Origin of the sequence: Nocardia sp. NPDC051756, assembly GCF_040681495.1 — a bacterium.
Taxonomy (GTDB): domain Bacteria; phylum Actinomycetota; class Actinomycetes; order Mycobacteriales; family Mycobacteriaceae; genus Nocardia.
In genome coordinates this window covers 133,301-152,394 of the sequence record NZ_JBFAYV010000014.1, presented here as the reverse complement: position 1 = coordinate 152,394, position 19,094 = coordinate 133,301, and the positions used below count along the sequence as shown (strand labels likewise).

Genomic DNA, 19,094 nt, shown 5'->3' with positions numbered 1-19,094 from the left:
CATGCGAATCGCGTTGCACACCAAGCTGAAACCGGGTGCCGAGGCCGAGTATGAAGCCGCTCATCGTGCGGTACCGGCCGAACTCGTCGCTGCCATCAAGGATGCCGGGGCCACGTCCTGGACCATCTGGCGCAGCGGGACCGACCTGTTCCATGTGATCGACTGTGCCGCTTACGATCTGCTGTTGAGCCGGTTGGCGGAACTGCCCGTCAACGTCGCGTGGCAGGCGCGGATCAACGAGCATCTCGAAGCGGTGCACGACTATTCGGCGGTCGAGGCGTCGCTGCCGGTGATGTGGGAGCTGAATCCCTCGGGTGGTCCGGGTGAATGACGTAGCCGACATCGTCCTCGGCGGAGCGGGATACGCGGGGCTGTTCCGTGCGGTCAGCGAGGACGACGCCCAGGCGGGCATCGCGGCGGCGTGGGACGCGGGCATTCGCGCGTTCGACACCGCGCCACACTACGGCGCGGGCAGCAGCGAGGAGCGTCTCGGACGGTTTCTTCGGACGAGGTCGGACTACACGGTATCGACGAAGGTCGGACGCCTGCTCTACGCCGACCCGTCGGTTCCGGACGGTGTCGACGACTTCTATGGAGCACCGAAACGTGCACGGCGACGGGACTATTCGGCCGCCGGTGTACGACAGTCCTTGGAAGACTCGCTGGAACGGCTCGGCCTCGACCGGGTGGACCTGCTACTGATCCATGATCCAGACGAGTATCAAGCAGCGACGCTCGCTGGAGCGATGCCCGAACTGGCGCGGATGCGGGACGCAGGTACCGTTTCCGGCATCGGAATCGGCGTCAACGATGTGGACGTCGCGCTGCGCTTCGTCCGCGAAACACCCATCGACCACGTGATGATCGCCGGCCGATACACCCTGCTGGACCGGCGCGCGGAAACCGAGCTACTCCCCGAATGCGCCCACCGAGGCATTCGAGTACTCGTCGCCGGCGTCCTGAACAGCGGAATCCTGGCCGACCCGCTACGTAGGGCCACCTTCGACTACCAGCCGGCGAAACGCCACATCATCGAACGCGCACAGACGATGGACCGGCTCTGCGCGAAATACGACGTCCCCCTGCGCGCGGCCGCACTACAGTTCCCGCGCCGCAACCCGACGGTCGCCGCCACCGTCATCGGCGCAGGCACCAAGACGGAAGTCGAGGACACCATCGCAATGCTCAACATCGCAGTCCCAGAGGACCTCTGGCACGAGTTGGCGAGATGCCCATGACCCACGGCATACACGCACCGTCACACCGCAGCGCGTCGGAGCCACTCCATTACGCCGGCTACGTGAGCGAGGGCGCGGGCGTGCGCCAGCTCGGGGTCGCGGGCCGCGATGGCGTCACAGATCCCGCGGTGCTCGGCCACGGTGCGCTCGAACGCCTTCTCCTCGGTGATCCCGCGCCAGATGCGTGCCCGCATGGTCGGCAGCGACAGCGAATCCAGCAGCGACGCAAGGACTTTGTTACCCGAGGCGGCGGCGATCGCGGCGTGGAACTCGAGGTCGAGCGCGACCAGCTCGGTCACCGAGTTGTTCTCCGGTACGACCAGCGTGCGCAGGTGGGCGATCCCGTCCTCCGGCATCGATTGCGCGGCCAGGGCGGTCGCGGCCGGCTCCAGGATGCGGCGGATGCCGAGAATGTCCAATACCGAGTCGTCCTGGTGGAATTCGAGCAGGAAGCTCATCGCGTCGAGCAGCGATTTCGGTTCCAGGCTGGCCACGTAGGTGCCGTCGCCCTGCCGCACGTCCAGGATCCGGACCAGCGACAACGCGCGGACCGCTTCGCGCAACGAGTTGCGCGAGACGCCGAGCTGCGCGGCGAGGTCCGCCTCCCTGGGCAGTCGCGCGCCCGGCTCCAGGTCGCCGGAGATGATCATCGCCTTGATCTTCGCTATCGCGTCGTCGGTGACCGACACCTGTTTCCTTCGCCTTCGAGGATGTGAACGTATGCCTCCGATGACTGTAGACTCCCACGTCCATATCTGGCGGACAGACGGCGGAATGTTCGACGTCGAGTACGACTGGTTAACCAAAACATCGGATGTTTTATACCGAAACTACACCCTCGCGGACGTGCAGCCGGAACTCGCCGAGCACGGCGTCGGTGCCGTGGTGCTGGTGCAGGCGTCCGATTCGCTGGCCGAGAATCGGGCGCTCCTGGCCGCCGCCGCGGCAGCGCCACAGCCGGCGGCCGTGGTCGGCTGGCTGCCGCTGCATCGACCGGACGTGGTCGCCGCCGAACTGCCGAGCCTGCGCGCACGTCCGGAATTCGTCGGCGTCCGGCACATGATCCACCGCGACCCCGACCCGAAATGGTTGCTGCGGCCCGAGGTTTCGGACAGTCTCGCGGTATTGGCCGAGGCGGGCTTGACCTTCGATGCGGTGGCCGAACGACCCGATCTGCTCGCACAGGTGCCCCACGTCGCCCGCGAACATCCTGACCTGACCATCGTCCTCGACCATCTGGGCAAGCCGCCGATCGCGACCGGCGGCTGGCAACCGTGGGCCGACCTGCTCGCCGACGCGGCCGCCCAGCCCAATGTGGTCGCCAAGCTCTCCGGACTGGCCACGGTCTCCGGCACCGAAATCAGCTCTGCCCGTTGGCAACCCTACGTCGACCACGCGTTGGCGGTCTTCGGTCCCGGGCGCCTGATGGTCGGCGGCGATTGGCCATTCACGCTCACCGCCGCCTCATACCGGACCGTATGGCAAACCACGATGGGCACGCTGGCCCACCTGACTCCGGCCGACCGCGTCCAAGTGCTGACCGAAGTCGCTTGGCGCACTTACCAACTACCTCTCGCCCCGACCTGGATGACCGAAGGAGGACCCGAATGAAGTTGCAGCGCATCGGCGAACCGGGCGCGGAGCGGCCGATCGTCGTCGACGGTGACCAGGCCTACGACCTGCGCCCACTCACCGCCGACATCGACGGCGACTTCCTCGCCGCAGACGGCATCGAGGCCGTGGCGGCAGCGCTTGCCGCGGAACGACTTCCGCGCATCGACAGCACCGGCGAGCGTATCGGCGCGCCGATCGCCCGTCCGCACGCGCTGTGGTGCATCGGCATGAACTACGCGGCGCACGCCGCGGAATCGGGTTCGGCGCCACCGAAGACGCCCGTGTTGTTCTTCAAAACCCCGAACACCGTCGTCGGCCCCTACGACGACGTGCTGATCCCGCGCGACTCCGAGAAGACCGACTGGGAAGTGGAACTCGCCGTGGTGATCGGCCGCCGCGCCCGCTACCTCGACTCCGTCGACGAGGCGCGCGATCACATTGCCGGATACACGATCTCGAACGATGTCTCCGAACGCGCCTTCCAGCTCGAACAATCGGGCGGCCAATGGTCGAAAGGCAAGTGCTGCGAGACGTTCAACCCGCTCGGCCCCGCCCTGGTCCCGCGCGACCGGCTCGACGCCGGGAACCTGCGGCTGCGTTCATTCGTGAACGGCGAACCGCGCCAAGACTCCAGCACCGCCGACCTGATCTTCGACGTCGGCTACCTGGTCTGGCATCTGTCGCAGTATGCCGTCCTCGAACCCGGCGACATCATCAACACCGGAACCCCTGCGGGCGTGGCACTTTCGGGTCGCTATCCGTACCTGCGCGAGGGCGACGTGGTGGAGGTCGAGATCGAGGGAATCGGCCGGGCCAGGCAGCGCTGCCGCAATGCCACTGGCGCGCAGGCGGCAGCGCGGCCTGTGCCGGTCGAGGCGTAGGCCGCGTCGATCATTCGGCGGCAAGCACTTCCAGCGCCCGATCCACGTCCTCGACGGTGTTGTACAGATGGAACGAGAAGCGCAGCCCGCCGTTCCGCGCGGAGGTGATCACGTCGGCCTCCTCCAACCGCGGCGCCGCATCACCCGCGCCGGGCACGGTGACGATCGGCGAGCGGTTCGGCACTCCGGACCGCCCGATCTCGGCCAGTCCGGCGCGGAAGCGGTCGGCCAGGTCCAGGTTGTGCGCGTTGATCTTCTCGATGGTCAACTCCTCGATCAGCGAGATACCCGCGCTCGCGGCGATCACCCCGAGCCAGTCCGGCGTGGAATCGAAGCGCCGGGCGGTGGCCGGCAGCTTGACCGGGTTGTACAGCTCGGCCCACGGATCCGCGGCCGCGTACCAGCCGGGCCCGACCGGCCGCACCGACTCGGTCGCCTCTGGACCCGCGGCGAAGAAGGAGACGCTGCGCGCGCCGATCAACCACTTGAACGTCGCGCACACCCAGTAGTCGGCATCGGCGAAGCTCAACGGCAACCAGCTCGCCGCCTGCGTCGCGTCCACCAGCAGCCGCGCACCGTGCGCGCTGGTCGCCGCCCGCAGTGCAGGCAGATCCGTCATCCGCCCGTCCGCCGACTGCACCACGCTCACCGCGACCAACGCGGTCTCCGGCCGCACCTCCTCGGTCAGCCGCTCCAGCGGCACGGTGCGCACGGCGAGATCGCCACGATGCAGGAAAGGCATGGTGACCGAGGAGAACTCACCCTCGGCCACCAGTACCTCGGCCCCCGGCGGCAGCGCGACCGCGACCGGCCCGATCAACTGCGAGGCGGCGCTACCCAGCGCGATATCGTCCGCCGTGGCCCCGGCCAGCAGCCGCGCATACGACTCGCGCAGCCGGGGGATCAGATAATCGTTGGACATCGGACCGCCACGACCCGCCGCCCACCGCGCATTCGCCTCGCGAATCGCGGCCAGCGCACGCGCGGACGGCAGCCCGAACGACGCGGTATTGAGGTAGGTGACTTCGGTCGAGAACTCATCGGGCGCAAGGGAGGACATAGTAGGAGCATCCGCCGCCACCCCGACCCCGTCCAGCGCCAGCACCCCGAAAGTGGACCGCTAGCCGAGCCTATTTCGGTGTCGGTGTCGCCCACATATTTGTCAGGAGTTGGTGGCTGGGGGTGTCGGAGAGCGATTGCATCGATTCGTAGATGCGCTGGTAGGTGGTGGAGGTGATGCGCCAGTTGCCGTCGGGGTCCAGGCGGTAGGTGTCGGTGTAGTAGCCGGCGCCGCGGATCAGCACGCCGTATTCGGTGGCGATCACGGTGTCTTCGAAAGCCCAGGAGCCGGTGGCGGTTTCGCCGTCGACGGTGATCTCGGGATGGGTCGCGATGTGTACCGTGACGACGGCGGGGCCGAGGTTTTCGCGCATGAACGCGGTGATGGCGTCGCGGCCGTCCAGGACGAGTGGCTCGCCGAGGGCGTGCGTGCCGTAGCGGCCTGCGGCGTCGACCGCGAGGGTGTCGCCGAATTCGTTCCACCGTTTGAGGTCGAGCGTCCGGAAGTAGCGGTACTTGAGCTGGCGGACGGCTTCGATGGCGGCGAGATCCATTCGACCAGCGTGGCACGCCGCCGCCCGGCAAACAATAACCGGTTCTACTTTTCTCGGTCGGGACCTATTTGTGTCCCGAGCCCGCCGTTGGGTACTCGATCAACGAGGCATGCCGAAGCCAGCGCATGCGCTCACCGCACCGAATGTCTCGTCACGATCGGGAGTCTGCTGTGAAGAGCCCTGTCAACTCGCCCAACCCCCACGATCCGTCGCTCGACCAAGCCGTCGCGCTGCATGCCGCCGCGGTCCGCCTGGAGGAGGAGTTCGACGGTGTCGTCGACGACGACGCCATCGAGCAGTTCCTGCGCTCGGCCTACGATCACGTAGCCGACCACGCCACCATCGACAACTTCCTGCCGCTGCTGGCCGAGCGGTACACCCGAGAGTGGTTGTACGCCTTGGTCGGCCAGCAGGACAGCAAGGTGTAGCTGTCAAGTTTCGCTCCCGGCTACCGAGAAGATCCGTAGTGGTCTCCGTAGTTTCCGGGATTCCACCGAGCCCTCGCCGAGGCACTGTGATGGGTGACACAAACGTGATCTAAGCTCTAGGCGAGCGCCACAGTGGAGGTGAGCTATGACGGTCGAGGCGGTAACACCTCCCGAATCCGGCGAGTTGTGGGCGGGATCGGCACCGGTGTCCGCCCGGCCGCCACAGCCGCCGGTCTCGATGATCGAGCGAATGACGTTGATACTGGACGCTTTCGACGGCGCGACGCCGACCCTCACGCTGCTCGGTCTGTCCGAACGCACCGGCCTGCCGCGCTCCACGGTGCATCGCATCCTCGACCAGATGATCCGACTACGCTGGCTCGCGCATGCCCCCGGCGGCTATCGACTGGGCATGCGCACGCTGGAGCTGGGCGGACTTGCCGCCGACCACAACGAGATTCGCGATGTGGTGAGCCCGCTGCTGCACGATCTCTGTCAACGCACCGGCATGGTCGGACATCTCGGCGTGCTCGACGGTCGTGAGGTGCTCTACCTGGACAAGGCCGGCGGCCGATTCGCCGCGAGCGTGCCGACTCGCCTCGGCGGCCGGATGCCCGCGCACAGTACGGCTCTCGGCAAGGCGCTGCTCGCGTCGCTCGAGCCGAGCATCGTCGAAACGTCGTTCCGTGATCACCTGCCGCAGCTGACCGCCCGAACCATTTGCGACAGAGCCGAATTGCATCGCGAACTGGCCCGCATCCGGCAACGGCAGGGCGTCGCGGTCGACAACGAGGAATCGGTGGCGGGCATCGCCTGCGTGGCCGTGCCCATTCGCGGTCGTGGCGCCGCGGTGGCCGCCTTGTCGTTGTCCGGCCAAATCGGCGGCGAACGAACGGCTTTGGACACCGCGCGCTTGGCCCGCGTCCTCGTCGAGGTGGCGCACGAAGCCGGCCGCTCCCTGTTCCCGCGCCACGCCCGCTGGCGCTGACTACCCGCTCAGTGCGGGATCGCGTCGATGATCGCCCGGGCGCCCTGCCGAAGCAGATCCGCGCCGACGAAGAACCCGAGGGCCTGCGGATCTTCCGGAACGCCCCACTGGTGTGAGTCCAGCCACTGCGTGCCGTCCTCGTTGAACACCTTGCCGTGCAACGTCAACCGGCCGGTCGCCTCGGTGCTCGCGTAGCCCGCGATGGGGGAGTTGCAATGTCCTTGCAGGGCGTGCAGCATGGCACGCTCGGCATCGGCTTGGCGGTGGGTGTCCGGATGATCCAGGCGGGCACCGAGTTCCAGGAGTTCGGTGTCGTCGGCGCGGCATTCCAGGGTGATGATGCCCGCGCCGATGGGCGGGCACATGGTGTCGAGGTCGAGGGTCTCGGTGATCCGATGGGCCTGGTCGACGCGGTGCAGGCCGGAGACGGCCGCGATCAGCACATCGATGTGGCCCTCTTCGAGCCGCGCCAGCCGGGTATTGACGTTGCCGCGCAACGGTTTCACCGTCAGGTGCGGGTAGTGCAGGAGCAACTGCGCCCGCCGGCGCACCGAACTGGTGCCGACCACGGTGCCCGCGGGCTGCTCGGCGAGCGGAGCGCCGTTGCCGGTGATCACCGCGTCGTGCACGTCGTCGCGCGGCAGGTAGCCGGCGAACTTCAGGCCCTCCGGCACCGGGATGTCGCCGGGGATGTCCTTGAGGCAGTGCACCGCGAGGTCGGCGTCGTCCACCAGCAGCGCGTGGTCGATCTCCTTGACGAAGGCGCCCTTGCCGCCGAGCTTGGACAGATCGCCCATCCATCGATCGCCCGCGGTGGTGACCTTGACCAGCTCGCTGTCCACCCCGAGCTCGCCGAGCAGGGCAGCGACCTGCTCGGCCTGGGCCAACGCCATGGGACTGGACCGAGTAGCGATCCGGATGATGCGGGCACGCGACATGCCCGGCACGTTACTCCTGCCCGCGCCGATGATTCGCACGCCCTCTGACTCCCGCATCGCCTGCCATTTCCGGCGCCGGAAATGAGAAATAGTGTGACGGACGGTACTGGCACCGTGACAATAAGGTGGGCGAGGGGACTCGGAGTAGGAGCACGTGATGTACAGCGACGAACATCAGGAGTTCCGGGCGATGGTCCGGCGCTACCTCGAGCAGAAGATCAATCCCCACGTCGACGAGTGGGAACAGGCCGAGATGATGCCGCTGCACGAGATCTTCGCGGACATGGCCGAGCTCGGCATCCTCGGTCTCGAGTACGACCCGGCCTACTCGGGGCAGGGCGCCGACCATCTGTTCACCGTGGTGCTGTGCCAGGAACTCGGCCGCGTCGCGCACGGATCGTTTCCGATGGCGCTGGGCGTGCACGTCGCCATGGCCACGCCGTCGCTGCACGCGCACGGCAGCGAGGAACTCAAGCAGGAGTACCTCGCACCGGCCATGCGCGGCGAAACCGTCTGCGGCGTAGCGGTTACCGAGCCGGAGGCCGGGTCGGACGTCGCGGGGATCCGGACCAGTGCGCGCCGCGACGGCGACGACTGGGTGATCAACGGTTCGAAGGTGTTCATCACCAACGCCGTTCAGGCCGACTGGCTGTGCACCCTCGTGCGCACCTCGCCGGAGGGCGGGTATCGCGGGATGAGCCAGATCATCATTCCCACCGACACCCCCGGCTTCCGGGTCGACCGCAAGCTGGACAAGCTCGGCATGCGCGCCTCCGACACCGGGCTGCTCACCTTCGAGGACGTGCGAGTTCCGGTGCGCAACACCATCGGTGAGATCGGCAAGGGCTTCCAGCAGCAGATGTCGCAGTTCGTGATGGAGCGGATGTTCGCCGCCTACAGCGCGCCGATCAGCTGCGCTATGCAGTTGGAGCTGACCCGCGACTACGCCAAGCAGCGAAAGGTGTTCGGGCAGCCGCTGACTGCGAACCAATACCTGCAATACACCTACGCCGAACTCGCCGCGCGGGTGGACATGCTGCGCGTCTACACCGAGGCGATCGCCCAGTCCTACACGGCCGGTGGCGATGTCACGCGGATGGCCACGATCGCCAAGCTGGACGCGGGCCGGCTCTCGCGTCAGGTGGCGGACTGGTGTCTGCAAATTCACGGCGGCACCGGCTATATGACGGAGACCTGGACCTCGCGCGCCTATCGGGACAGTCGTCTGCTGAGCATCGGCGGCGGCGCGGACGAGGTCATGCTGCGGGTGCTTTCGCTGATGGACGGGTTCAGCTAGCCGGTGAATTTCCGGTGGGCTGCGAGAGTGTCCAGGAGGATGCTGGGCATTTGCCCCACGCTTGCTGAAGCGTGCGCCTTTCACTGCGGAGAATTTACGTTCAGGACATGCGACGACCGTTCGGCTGCTTTCCTATGGACGTCAGGATGGAGAGTCCGTGAGTAGGTAGAGGCGTAGTCGGGGAGCGATGCACCGCATACCGATCAACCAACGACACTTCCGTTCGGGGTGGCTCTGGTCCGCGATCGGCTTGGTCGCCATCGCAGGCATGGCCGTATGGCTGACCCGCCCGGAGCCGGTGCGCTGCGATACGCCGAACGCGACCGGCGCGCCGGCCACCTCGAATGTGCTGGTCCAGTCGGCGACGTCGCGAACGCCGGTGGCCGCCAGCAGTATTGAGCCGACCGCGGCGCCCGCGCAGGAACCGCCGGCCGTCGTCGCGGGGGAGGCCCGCTTCTATTCGTTCAGCCAAGGCGTGTCCTGTTCGTTCCCTGGACTACCCATGGACGGTTTCTATGTGGGCATGTCGACGGCGGAGTTCGGCAAGGCCGATCCGTGCGGCGCGTACCTCGACATCCAGGGCCCGCGCGGCGATGTGCGCGCGCTCATCGTCGACCGTTGCCCGGCATGTGCTCCGGGACAACTGGATTTGAGCGTCGCCGCCTTCACCCAGCTCGCCGATCTGTCCGACGGGGTGGCCGAGGTCCGCTACAGCGTGGTGCGCAATCCCGAGCCGCCGCCGGAGCTGTTCTATCAGGTGAAGCCGGATTCCAGCAGCGCCTGGTTCGCCATCCTGCTCAGCGGATCCGGGAACCCGTTGCGGGAGGTCGCGATTCGGCCGTACACCGGTGGCGCCTGGCAGAACCTCAATCGGGGCATGGACAACTACTGGTCCATCTCCGGCGCCGGGCCGGGACCGTTCGACGCGCGCGTCACCGACGTGCACGGCGACCAGGCGGAGATTCTCGGCATCACCTTGACCCCGGGCGTGCGCGCGACCGGTGCCCGGCTCTACGCCGGGACACCGCCGTTCGCCGCGCCGACGACCACCAAGCCGCCGGTCATCGTGCGGACCACCTCGGCCGCCGCGCCGGCACCCGGATCGAAACTGTCCGCAAGCTGTAGGCGCTAACGGAGTTTCGCGCCCAGCGCCTTACCCGCGGCGCGCCCGGAGAAGATGCACCCGCCGAGGAAGGTGCCCTCCAGCGCGTTGTATCCGTGCACCCCGCCGCCGCCGAACCCGGCCACCTCGCCCGCCGCGTAGAGGCCGGGGAACGCGGTGCCGTCCGGGCGCATCACCTGCGAGTCGAGGTTGGTCTGCAAGCCGCCCAATGTCTTTCGGGTGAGGATGTTCAGTCGTACCGCGATCAGCGGACCGGCCGCCGGGTCGAGGATGCGGTGCGGCTTGGCCACCCGGCTCACCTTGTCGCCGAGGAACTGGCGCGCGTTGGTGATCGCCATCAGTTGGCTGTCCTTGGAGTACTTGTTCGTCACATCCCGGTCCCTGGCCACGATCTGGCGTTCCAGCGCGTCGTGGTCGAGCTGCGGGCCGCGCGCGATCTTGTTCATCCCGGCGACCAGCTCGCGCAGGTTGTCCGCGACCACGAAATCGACGCCGTGCTGCTTGAACGCCTCCACCGGCCCCGGCGCGCCCTTCGCCAGCCGGCTCTTGAGCGTGAATTTCAGGTCCTTGCCGGTGATGTCGGGGTTCTGCTCCGAACCCGACAGCGCGAACTCCTTCTCGATGATCGACTGGGTGAGCACGAACCAGGAGTAGTCGTAGCCGGTGGCCAGGATCTCCTTCATCGTGGACATGGTGTCGAAACCGGGGAAACACGGTGCGGGCAAACGCTTTCCGTTCGCGTCGAACCACAGCGAGGACGGGCCGGGGATGATCCGGATGCCGTGGTCGGGCCAGATCGAATCCCAGTTGTTGATGCCTTCGGTGTAGTGCCACATGCGATCCCGGTTGACGATGGCGCCGCCCGCGGACTCGGTGATGCCGAGCATCCGCCCATCCACGTGCGCGGGCACGCCGGAGATCATCGTCTCGGGGCATTTGCCGAGCCGCTCGGTGGGCCAGTTGCGGCGGATCAGCTCATGGTTGTGCCCGATGCCGCCGGAGGTGACGATCACCGCCTTCGCCCGGAACTCGAACTCGCCGACGATGTTTCGCGACGAGGCCTTGCCCCGCTCCAGGTCGGTGTCCTCCAGCACGCTGCCGCGCACGCCGACCACGGCGTCGTCCTCGACGATCAATTCGTCGACCCGATGCCGGAAACTGAAGCCGACCAGACCATTTCGTTCGCCTTCCAGCACCGGCTCGGCGAACACCCGCACCACCTCCGGCCCGGTGCCCCAGGTGAGGTGGAAGCGCGGCACCGAATTGCCGTGCCCGTCCGCGAAACTGCCGCCGCGCTCGGCCCAGCTGATCAGCGGCGTCACCCGCAGGCCGAGCTCGTGCAGGTAGTCGCGCTTCTCGTCGGTGGCGAAGCGCACGTAGGCCTCGGCCCACTGCCTGCCCCACCGGTCCTCGTCGTCGCGGTCGAAACCGGCGGAGCCGAGCCAGTCCTGCAACGCCAGGTCGTAGGAGTCCTTGATGCCGAGCCGCCGCTGTTCCGGCGTGTCCACCATGAACAACCCGCCGAGCGACCAAAAGGCTTGCCCGCCGAGGTTGTTGCGGTTCTCCTGATCGAGCACGAGCACCTTGCGGCCCGCCTTGACCAGCTCGTGGGTCGCGACCAGGCCGGCCAGTCCGGCGCCGACGACGATGACATCGGCTTGTTCGGCGAATGCGGGATCGGACATGTTCATCCTTTGGTTTCGGTGCTGTAGGCCAGCACGACGTGATAGATGAGGTCGGTGCGCCGCCGCCGCGCGACGCGGCTGCGTGGTTCCATCAGCACCTGCACGCTGGTGCCGTCGTGCACCGCGACGAGCGCCTGCCCGAGCGCCTCCGGGTCGGGCACGGTGCGCCCGATCCGGGCCAGCCCGGCGACGACGGTCGGCATGAGCGCGTTCACGATCGCCTCCTCGCGCGCGGCCATCACCCGGCGCAGCTCGGGATTGCGCAATGCGTGCGTGGTGAACTCCGCGGTGATCCGGTACCAGCCCTCGTCGACGGGGACCGCGCGCTCCAGGCGTTCGATCGAGGTGCGCACGTCGTCGGTGCCGACCGGGATCTCGTCGAGCATGCGTTGCACGTCGGCGAGCATGGCCGCCGAGCGCTGCTCCCACATGGCCAGGAACAGCTCGTCGAGCGAGCCGAAGTTGGAGTAGAACGCGCCGCGGGTGAATCCGGCCCGCTCGCAGACCCGTTCCACGGTCGCCTTGCCGAAGCCTTCCTCGGCGAACGCCTCGTACGCGGCGGTGAGCAGCCGATCCCTGGTCTCGGCGCGGCGGCGGGTGACCCGGGTTGCCGAGGTCTTCGCTTCGGCGGACGACGCCAACGGGCACCTCCTCGGGCGCGGCCGACGGGTGCCGGCCGATTGGATACAGAAATGTATTCAATACATAAATGTATCAGAAGCGGAGCTGTGACGTGGCGAAATCGGACGAGTAGGGTGGGCGCAGCTCGATACGACCGTGCATCCTGACGACGAGGGGAGATCGGTATGAACGAGGTTGCCCGGACCGCATCGATGACCGGCTGGCGGGTGCGCCGCCCCGGGCCGATCGATGAATCGCCGCTGGATCAGGTGCGCGAACCGGTGCCCGAACCCGCCGCCGACGAGTTACTCGTGCGCGTGCTGGCGTGCGGTGTCTGCCGCACCGATCTGCATGTCGCCGAGGGTGACCTGCCGGTGCATCGCGCGGGCGTGGTGCCGGGACACGAGGTGGTCGGGGAAGTGGTCGCGGTCGGCCCCGCGGTCGGCGCGCTCGCGGAGGACGCGCGCTTCACCGAGGAATTCGCCGTCGGCGACCGGGTCGGGATCGCCTGGCTGCGGCACACCTGCGGCGCCTGCAAGTTCTGCTTGCGCGGCGCGGAAAATCTGTGCCCGCGTTCGGAATACACCGGCTGGGACGCCGACGGCGGATACGCCGAATACGCCGTCGTGCCGGCGGCCTACGCGCTGCGGCTACCGGATGGCTACGCGGACAACGAACTTGCCCCACTGCTGTGCGCGGGCATCATCGGCTACCGCGCCCTGCAACGAGCCGAACTGCCGCCCGGCGGCCGCCTCGGCCTCTACGGCTTCGGCGGCAGCGCGCACATCGCCGCGCAGGTCGCGCTGGCCCGCGGCGCGGAGCTGCACGTGATGACCCGCGATCCGGCCGCGCAGGAGCTGGCTCGCGAACTCGGCGCCAGCTCGGTGCAGGGCGCGGCGGATCTGCCTCCGGTGCAACTGGATTCGGCGATCTTGTTCGCCCCCGTCGGGACGCTGGTGCCGCCCGCGCTCGAGGCGCTCGACCGCGGCGGCATCCTGGCCATCGCCGGTATTCACCTCAGTGACATCCCCGCGCTGAATTACCAGCGGCATCTGTTCCAGGAGCGGGAAATTCGCTCGGTCACCTCGAACACCCGCACCGACGCCCGTGAATTTCTCACTCTCGCAGGCGAACATCGCATAGAAGTCACCACCCGTGGGTACTCCTTGGGGATGGCAAATCAGGCCCTCGCCGACCTCGCGCACGGACGTTTCACGGGCGCAGCGGTTCTCGTGCCGTAGAAAAGATACGCCAGGACACGATTCGGCGCTGAGTACGCATCGTTCGGGTCGTTTTGCTTGACGGCCCGCTTCGCCGTTCTTACCTTCGCAGATATAGCCGAGTGGCACTTGTCTCTGACAAGTGTCATTCGGCTTCTCACAACGGCGTGAGTGGGTGATCACGATGGCAAACCGGAAGGTAATTCATTTCGAGAAGTGGCGGGTGGTGCAGGCATTCGTGGTGCTACTGCTCGTCGCGGGATTCGGAGCGACGACGGGATTACCCGCGCTGGCCGCACCGTGCGCGGCCGTCGACGTCGTAGTCGCCAGGGGCACCCAGGAACCCGGGTACCTCGGTGCGGTGGCCGGTGACCCGCTCTACGGCACATTGCTGCGCACGCTTCCGCAGAGCACGGTGGCCTACCGCGTCGATTACCCTGCGGACCTGCTGGATCCGGGGTCGATCAGCCGCGGCACCCAGGACATGACCGCACACGTCATGTGGCAGGCCGCGGCCTGCCCGGACCAGCGGTTCGTCCTGGTCGGCTATTCGCAGGGCGCGGTCGTCACGCACGGCGTGCTCGGCACCGGCGCGGTGACGGCGCTCGGTGGCATCAGCACCCTCCCGCCCGGCCTCGAATCACGGGTCGCGGCAGTGCTGTTGTTCGGTGATCCGATGCGGCTGATCGGCTGGAACGTGCCGGACCTGTACGCGTGGCGCACCGGGAACTACTGCACGGCCGGGGATCCGGTGTGTACCGGCGGCGGCGATCCGACCCAGCATGCCAACTACGCGTGGGCCATGTGGCCCGCGGCCGAGTTGGTCGCGAGCCGGGTGTAGGTCTCCTACCGGGGAATCCGCGACGGGGGCCGGCAGACAGCCGGCCCCCGTTGTCGGCTGTTCCGGTCTGCCGCGGGCGAATTGTGCGGCGCGTACCGCAAATTCTCTGAAACGTCCGTCGTCCTTTTCGATTCGGATACGCTGCGGCGAAATCCCGTGGAACGCGCAGAGTTCGAGTGGTGTGGGGTCGGCGCGCGTGATAGGAACAGCGAATGTCCGATGATTCCGACATCGCACAAGCCCGGGTATTCCTGGACTTGCTTGCCGCACACGCACGCACCCTCGCGCGTGCCATCAATACCGCCGAACGGACTTACCAGGCGCAGCGGCTGCGTGAACTACACGCCGAACTGCACACGGTGCGTCACTGTATCGACCGAATCCACTGCCGGTATCCCGATATCGTGCCGACCAACCGGGCCCGAATCTGATTGTTCCGGCGCACAATCGCGCGCAATTTGCGAAAAACGGCGCGCGGGTCGTCGAGTGACAATCCGCGCGCCGGTGTTCACGACGTGACTACCACTGCAAGCCGGGCACCACCCGAGCCACCCGCGCGGCCGGAGCGGGCATGGACATGAACGGCATCAGAACCGGGGCCAGCACGGTCAGCGGGCTGCGGCCCGAGTCGCCCGCGGGCTTCTTCGACGGCTTCTTGCCCTGTGCCGCAGTGGATTCCCCGAACAGGCGGAAACCCTGATGCAGGATCGACCGCTTCACCGAGGGCATCAGCAGATCGACGGCCTGGGCGAAAGTGCCGACCGGAGTGTCGATCCGGTGCGGGCGGTCTTCGAGCGCGCGCACCACGATGGTGGCCGCCTGATCCGGGTCCGGCACCGGCAGCGACTTGTAGAGATCGGTCGGCGCGATCATCGGGGTGCGCACCAGCGGCATCCGCACCGAGGTGAAAGTGATGCCCACGTCCCGGTTTTCGACCGCGGCGATCTCGCTGAAGTTGTCCAGCGCCGACTTGCTCGCCACATAGGCGGCGAACCGGGGCACCTTGGTCTGCACCGCGATCGAGGAGATGTTGACGACGTGGCCGAAGCGCCGGGCGCGCATCGAGGGCAGCAGCGCCAGGATCAGCCGGACCGCGCCGAAGTAGTTGACCGCCATGGTCCGCTCGAAATCGTGCATGCGGTCGGTGGAGTTCAGCACCGAGCGGCGAATCGATCGGCCCGCGTTGTTCACCAGGTAGTCGACGTGGCCGTGCTCGGTGAGGATGGTCTGCACCAGGGTCTCGACCCCGTCCGCGTCGGTGATGTCGCACGGATAGTCATATGCCACACCGCCTTCCGCACGCACCGAATCGGCCGCGTCGGCCAGATCGTCCTTGCCGCGGGCCACCATCAGCACGGTCGCGCCGCGCCGGGCGACTGCGTGCGCGGTGGCCAGGCCGATGCCCGACGACGCACCGGTGATCAGCACGATCCGCCCGTTGAGCGGTTCGCTGGAGATCGCGGGCTGCCCACGATGCGCGTCGAGGTGCTCGCGCCAGTACTGCCACAGCTGCCCGGCGTAGCTGTCGAACGACGGCACGGACAGGCCGGTCCCGCGCAGCTGCGCCCGGGTCGAGTCGGAGATGAACTCCGCCGCGAACGAGGTGTGCGGCGCGACGGCGGCCGGAATGCCCAACTGCTCCAACAGGAAATCGCGCACAGCGGGCACGCCGGGCAGGTGCGACAGTCCGCTGAGGGCCCGCGCGCTGAGCGGCACGACGCCGATTCCGGCGGGCGCGCCCGCGGCTGTGGCGAGCGCCCCGTACACGTCGCTGAACGGCTGCGGCTCCGGGTTCACCAGATGGAAGGTGCGCCCGTCCAGGCCGGGCCTGCGCACCAGCGCGGCCATCGCGGCGGCCACATAGTCGACCGGCACGATGTTGGTCGCGCCGAGGTCGGGCAGCGGCATCGGCAGGTCGGCCGGCAGCGCGGCGAGCTTGGCGATCGCGGAGAAGAAGTAGTACGGGCCGTCGATCTTGTCCATCTCGCCGGTGCGCGAGTCGCCGACCACGATCGCGGGCCGGTACACCCGCCACCGCACCCCGTGCGATTCCCGGACCAGCTTTTCCGCCGCGAACTTGGTCCGGTGGTACGGCGAGGTGAGCTGCTGGCCGAGGTCGAAGTCCTCCTCGAAGAACTTGCCCTTGTGGTCGCCGGCCACCGCGACCGACGAAACATGGTGCAGCACAGCGCCGATCGAGCGGGCCAGGTCGAGCACCGACCGGGTGCCCGCGACGTTGGCCGCGTGCGCGGTCTCCTCGTCGGCGGTCATGTCGTAGACCGCGCCGAGGTGGATCACGTGGTCGGCCTGCGGCGCCTCCCTGGTCAGGCCGAGCCCGTCCGCGGTGAGGTCGCCGACCAGCGAGAACACCCGCTCGCCGCCGTCCCATCCGGTGGCCAGGTCGGCGAATTTCTGCAACGACTCTTCGCGCACCAGGACATGAATGACGGCGTCGGGCTCCCGGTCCAGGAGCTCCTGAACGACCCGCCGGCCCAAGAATCCGGTACCGCCCGTCACGATGTAAGTAGCCATCGCCCTCTCCTGCTGTTCATTCGAACCGTGTTGTCGCACAAGTCATCCGGCATGCAACGGTGAATGCGGAGATAAGGTTCGGCCGCGAGACGCAGACCTGACGCGGTAACAGCGATCGGGCCGAAAGTAGGAACCCCTTCGTCCTGACTTATGCAAAACAGTAATGGGTCCAGATCAACTCCGGCAAGCGTTCCGGGCTGGATCACGTTGTGGGACTGGTCACCCATCGGCGCAGGTCAAAGGGTAAGTGTTACAACAATTTCCAGATATCGCCGTACTGGTCAATCGTCCAATTAAGTTGGGCTACCGGACAGTTACCGCTGCTCCACCCGTGCGGGCGGCAGCTGGACCGGCGACTTGTCCCGGAACAGGGCCTCGAAGGCGTCGAGATCGGTGGGGCCGGGGACCTTGTCGGTGCCCTCGGTGAAGACGGTGAAGCCGTCACCGCCGGACGCGAGGAAGCTGTTGGTGGTGATGCGGTAGGTGGCGGCGGGGTTCAGCGGCTGGCCCGCGATGCGGACGCTGTCACCAATCACCTTGGCGCCCTTGGGTCCTGAGTTCGAATAGGCGTAGGTGATGCCCGCCGGGGAGAGCGTTGCGGGCTTGCTGGTGTTGTCCCATTGCTGTTCGAGCAGGCGCAGGACTTGCTGGCCGGTCAGGGTGAGGGTGACGACCTGATTGCCGAACGGCTGGACCGTGTAGATGTCGCCGTAGGTGACCGGCCCCGCCTTGATGTCGGCGCGGACGCCGCCCGGGTTCATGAACGCCGCGACCGCGGGCACGGGTCCGGCGGTGGCCGAGAGCATCGAGTCCGCAATGACATTGCCGAGCGGTGAGACGCCGGTGGCGTCCGGATCGTGCGGCAGCGTCGCGGCGGCCGCGCCGACCACCCGGGCGGTGCGCGGGCGGGCCTGCTCGGTGTAGAAGTTCACCAGGGCGGTGGCCGACGGGTCGGGCGTGACGTCGCGGGTCACCACCCGGTTGACCGCCGAGGCCCGCACGCCGTCGGGGGTGAAGCTCAGCGTCAGGTCGGTGATCAGCCGCCCGTAGGAGGCCGCCTGGGTGACCGACTTGCCGTCGATGGTGCACACGTAGGACTGGTGGCTGTGTGCGGTGAAGAGCGCCGTAACGGCGGGGTCGATGCGCTTGGCGAGATCGGTGACGTTCGGGGTGATGTCGGCGCAGCCGTTGTAGTCGACCTGCGCGCCACCGGCGACGCGCTGGGTGCCGCCGTCGTGCATCAGCGCGACGACCGTCTCGGCGCCCGCCGCCTTCATCTCCGGGACGTAGTGGTTGATCGCCGCCGCCTCGTCGCCGAACGTGAATCCCCGAATGCCCTCGGGGAAAACAAGATTCACGGTGTCGGGGGTGACCGTGCCGACGAGGCCGATCTTGTGGCTGCCGGCCTGCACGATGGTCCACGGCTTCAGCGACGGCGGCAGCTTGCCCTCGGCGTCGGTGACGTTCGCGGCCAGGTACGGGAATTCGGCCCCGGTGAACGGTTCGCCCGGCGAACACCCGTCCGGCGCACAACCGCCCTGCTGGAGACGCGCCAATTCCAGTACGCCGTGGTCGAATTCGTGATTGCCGACCGAGGACGCGGCGACCCCGATGTTGTTCATGAACGTGATGGTCGGCTCGTCGTGGAAGAGCCCGGACACCAGCGGGCTGGCCCCGATATCGTCGCCCGACGCGACGATCGCGCTCGCCGGGTAGGCCGCCTTCAGCCGGGCCAGATGCGTCGCCAGGTAGGCCGCGCCGCCCGCGTCGTAGCCGGACACCTTGCCGGTCGAGCCGGCCGGCGGTTCCAGGTTGCCGTGTAGATCGTTGAGCCCGAACAGGTGCACCTCGTCAGGCTCAGCCTCGCGCAGATCGTTCGTCGAGATGAGCGGGATGACGCCCGGCACGGTCGAGGTCGTCGGACCGCTGCCCTTGTCGTTCGCGGTGCCGCAGCCCGCGACCAAGGCGACGCTGACGATTCCGGCAACAACAGCGGCAAGGCGGCGGCGCGCGTTCATGCACAGACTGTCCCACGCACGGCCCGCCGCTGTCAGCGGGAAACCCGGTCTCTCGGC

General features: G+C 67.7%; 19 protein-coding genes. 11 read left to right on the top strand and 8 right to left on the bottom strand.

Annotated features, from left to right (window positions below; all coding sequences use genetic code 11):
* Nucleotide 1: 1 nt before the first annotated feature.
* Together AB0M22_RS41200 and AB0M22_RS41195 are read left to right on the top strand one after the other, a co-directional pair.
* Nucleotides 2–331: an L-rhamnose mutarotase gene (locus tag AB0M22_RS41200; protein WP_364738522.1), complete on the top strand. Its 330-nt coding sequence runs from the start codon at nt 2–4 to the stop codon at nt 329–331.
* Nucleotides 324–1,238: an aldo/keto reductase gene (locus tag AB0M22_RS41195; protein ID WP_364738520.1), complete on the top strand. Its 915-nt coding sequence runs from the start codon at nt 324–326 to the stop codon at nt 1,236–1,238. The genes AB0M22_RS41200 and AB0M22_RS41195 overlap by 8 nt, the downstream gene beginning before the upstream one ends.
* 20 nt (nt 1,239–1,258) lie before the next feature.
* Here the strand turns inward: AB0M22_RS41195 and AB0M22_RS41190 are convergent, their stop codons facing one another.
* On the bottom strand, nt 1,259–1,927 hold the full coding sequence (locus tag AB0M22_RS41190; protein WP_364738518.1) for an FCD domain-containing protein: 669 nt from the start codon (nt 1,925–1,927) through the stop codon (nt 1,259–1,261).
* Between the two features lie 40 nt (nt 1,928–1,967).
* On the opposite strand from AB0M22_RS41190, the gene AB0M22_RS41185 reads away from it, so the two are divergent.
* Both AB0M22_RS41185 and AB0M22_RS41180 read left to right on the top strand, forming a co-directional pair.
* Nucleotides 1,968–2,849, top strand: coding sequence for an amidohydrolase family protein (locus AB0M22_RS41185; protein ID WP_364738516.1), 882 nt, complete (start codon nt 1,968–1,970; stop codon nt 2,847–2,849).
* Nucleotides 2,846–3,733 carry a fumarylacetoacetate hydrolase family protein gene (locus tag AB0M22_RS41180; protein WP_364738514.1) on the top strand — a complete coding sequence of 296 codons (888 nt, stop codon included), beginning with the start codon at nt 2,846–2,848 and terminating at the stop codon, nt 3,731–3,733. Before AB0M22_RS41185 ends, AB0M22_RS41180 begins: the two co-directional genes overlap by 4 nt.
* Before the next feature lie 10 nt (nt 3,734–3,743).
* On the opposite strand, the gene AB0M22_RS41175 is transcribed toward AB0M22_RS41180, so the two are convergent.
* Both AB0M22_RS41175 and AB0M22_RS41170 read right to left on the bottom strand, forming a co-directional pair.
* Nucleotides 3,744–4,793, bottom strand: coding sequence for an aminotransferase class V-fold PLP-dependent enzyme (locus AB0M22_RS41175; RefSeq protein ID WP_364738512.1), 1,050 nt, complete (start codon nt 4,791–4,793; stop codon nt 3,744–3,746).
* A gap of 70 nt (nt 4,794–4,863) precedes the next feature.
* Nucleotides 4,864–5,346, bottom strand: a complete 483-nt coding sequence (locus tag AB0M22_RS41170) for a nuclear transport factor 2 family protein (protein WP_364738510.1) — start codon at nt 5,344–5,346, stop codon at nt 4,864–4,866.
* 170 nt (nt 5,347–5,516) lie between these two features.
* Here AB0M22_RS41170 and AB0M22_RS41165 point away from each other — a divergent pair, with 170 nt between their 5' ends.
* Both AB0M22_RS41165 and AB0M22_RS41160 read left to right on the top strand, forming a co-directional pair.
* Nucleotides 5,517–5,774 carry a three-helix bundle dimerization domain-containing protein gene (locus AB0M22_RS41165; RefSeq protein WP_364738508.1) on the top strand — a complete coding sequence of 86 codons (258 nt, stop codon included), beginning with the start codon at nt 5,517–5,519 and terminating at the stop codon, nt 5,772–5,774.
* 145 nt (nt 5,775–5,919) lie between these two features.
* Complete coding sequence (locus AB0M22_RS41160) at nt 5,920–6,762, top strand: IclR family transcriptional regulator (RefSeq protein ID WP_364738506.1); 843 nt, start codon at nt 5,920–5,922, stop codon at nt 6,760–6,762.
* A gap of 8 nt (nt 6,763–6,770) precedes the next feature.
* On the opposite strand, the gene hemC is transcribed toward AB0M22_RS41160, so the two are convergent.
* Entirely contained in the window at nt 6,771–7,700 is a 930-nt protein-coding gene (gene hemC / locus AB0M22_RS41155; protein ID WP_364738504.1) for a hydroxymethylbilane synthase, read from the bottom strand.
* Nucleotides 7,701–7,854: 154 nt separating this feature from the next.
* Between hemC and AB0M22_RS41150 the strand changes: the two genes are divergently transcribed.
* Entirely contained in the window at nt 7,855–8,997 is a 1,143-nt protein-coding gene (locus AB0M22_RS41150) for an acyl-CoA dehydrogenase family protein (RefSeq protein WP_364738502.1), read from the top strand.
* A 187-nt stretch (nt 8,998–9,184) separates the two neighbouring features.
* Complete coding sequence (locus tag AB0M22_RS41145; RefSeq protein ID WP_364738500.1) at nt 9,185–10,129, top strand: expansin EXLX1 family cellulose-binding protein; 945 nt, start codon at nt 9,185–9,187, stop codon at nt 10,127–10,129.
* Here the strand turns inward: AB0M22_RS41145 and AB0M22_RS41140 are convergent.
* Together AB0M22_RS41140 and AB0M22_RS41135 are read right to left on the bottom strand one after the other, a co-directional pair.
* A complete protein-coding gene (locus tag AB0M22_RS41140) occupies nt 10,126–11,805 on the bottom strand; it encodes an FAD-binding dehydrogenase (protein WP_364738498.1) in 1,680 nt (559 codons plus the stop codon). The two genes, AB0M22_RS41145 and AB0M22_RS41140, sit on opposite strands and share 4 nt — an antisense overlap.
* Nucleotides 11,806–11,807: 2 nt before the next feature.
* Nucleotides 11,808–12,446, bottom strand: coding sequence for a TetR/AcrR family transcriptional regulator (locus tag AB0M22_RS41135; protein ID WP_364738496.1), 639 nt, complete (start codon nt 12,444–12,446; stop codon nt 11,808–11,810).
* 165 nt (nt 12,447–12,611) lie between these two features.
* Between AB0M22_RS41135 and AB0M22_RS41130 the strand changes: the two genes are divergently transcribed.
* The 3 genes from AB0M22_RS41130 to AB0M22_RS41120 all read left to right on the top strand — a co-directional run bounded on the left by AB0M22_RS41130 (nt 12,612) and on the right by AB0M22_RS41120 (nt 14,918).
* Nucleotides 12,612–13,667, top strand: coding sequence for a zinc-binding alcohol dehydrogenase family protein (locus tag AB0M22_RS41130; protein ID WP_364738494.1), 1,056 nt, complete (start codon nt 12,612–12,614; stop codon nt 13,665–13,667).
* Between the two features lie 163 nt (nt 13,668–13,830).
* On the top strand, nt 13,831–14,487 hold the full coding sequence (locus AB0M22_RS41125) for a cutinase family protein (RefSeq protein ID WP_364738492.1): 657 nt from the start codon (nt 13,831–13,833) through the stop codon (nt 14,485–14,487).
* 212 nt (nt 14,488–14,699) lie between these two features.
* Complete coding sequence (locus AB0M22_RS41120) at nt 14,700–14,918, top strand: hypothetical protein (protein ID WP_364738490.1); 219 nt, start codon at nt 14,700–14,702, stop codon at nt 14,916–14,918.
* 88 nt (nt 14,919–15,006) lie between these two features.
* Here the strand turns inward: AB0M22_RS41120 and AB0M22_RS41115 are convergent, their stop codons facing one another.
* Both AB0M22_RS41115 and AB0M22_RS41110 read right to left on the bottom strand, forming a co-directional pair.
* On the bottom strand, nt 15,007–17,019 hold the full coding sequence (locus tag AB0M22_RS41115; RefSeq protein WP_364738488.1) for an SDR family oxidoreductase: 2,013 nt from the start codon (nt 17,017–17,019) through the stop codon (nt 15,007–15,009).
* Nucleotides 17,020–17,333: 314 nt separating this feature from the next.
* The gene (locus tag AB0M22_RS41110) at nt 17,334–19,037 is read right to left on the bottom strand and encodes a bifunctional metallophosphatase/5'-nucleotidase (protein WP_364738486.1); all 1,704 of its coding nucleotides are present in this window, start codon (nt 19,035–19,037) and stop codon (nt 17,334–17,336) included.
* Nucleotides 19,038–19,094 lie beyond the last annotated feature (57 nt).

What these genes read in the sequence shown, in the direction of transcription:
- AB0M22_RS41115 (WP_364738488.1), bottom strand. Translation starts at nt 17,019, where the DNA reads ATGGCTACTTACATCGTGACGGGCGGTACCGGATTCTTGGGCCGGCGG.
- AB0M22_RS41170 (WP_364738510.1), bottom strand. Translation starts at nt 5,346, where the DNA reads ATGGATCTCGCCGCCATCGAAGCCGTCCGCCAGCTCAAGTACCGCTAC.
- AB0M22_RS41175 (WP_364738512.1), bottom strand. Translation starts at nt 4,793, where the DNA reads ATGTCCTCCCTTGCGCCCGATGAGTTCTCGACCGAAGTCACCTACCTC.
- AB0M22_RS41125 (WP_364738492.1), top strand. Translation starts at nt 13,831, where the DNA reads ATGGCAAACCGGAAGGTAATTCATTTCGAGAAGTGGCGGGTGGTGCAG.
- AB0M22_RS41120 (WP_364738490.1), top strand. Translation starts at nt 14,700, where the DNA reads ATGTCCGATGATTCCGACATCGCACAAGCCCGGGTATTCCTGGACTTG.
- AB0M22_RS41130 (WP_364738494.1), top strand. Translation starts at nt 12,612, where the DNA reads ATGAACGAGGTTGCCCGGACCGCATCGATGACCGGCTGGCGGGTGCGC.
- AB0M22_RS41160 (WP_364738506.1), top strand. Translation starts at nt 5,920, where the DNA reads ATGACGGTCGAGGCGGTAACACCTCCCGAATCCGGCGAGTTGTGGGCG.
- AB0M22_RS41145 (WP_364738500.1), top strand. Translation starts at nt 9,185, where the DNA reads ATGCACCGCATACCGATCAACCAACGACACTTCCGTTCGGGGTGGCTC.
- AB0M22_RS41140 (WP_364738498.1), bottom strand. Translation starts at nt 11,805, where the DNA reads ATGTCCGATCCCGCATTCGCCGAACAAGCCGATGTCATCGTCGTCGGC.
- AB0M22_RS41185 (WP_364738516.1), top strand. Translation starts at nt 1,968, where the DNA reads ATGACTGTAGACTCCCACGTCCATATCTGGCGGACAGACGGCGGAATG.
- AB0M22_RS41180 (WP_364738514.1), top strand. Translation starts at nt 2,846, where the DNA reads ATGAAGTTGCAGCGCATCGGCGAACCGGGCGCGGAGCGGCCGATCGTC.
- AB0M22_RS41200 (WP_364738522.1), top strand. Translation starts at nt 2, where the DNA reads ATGCGAATCGCGTTGCACACCAAGCTGAAACCGGGTGCCGAGGCCGAG.
- AB0M22_RS41110 (WP_364738486.1), bottom strand. Translation starts at nt 19,037, where the DNA reads ATGAACGCGCGCCGCCGCCTTGCCGCTGTTGTTGCCGGAATCGTCAGC.
- hemC (WP_364738504.1), bottom strand. Translation starts at nt 7,700, where the DNA reads ATGTCGCGTGCCCGCATCATCCGGATCGCTACTCGGTCCAGTCCCATG.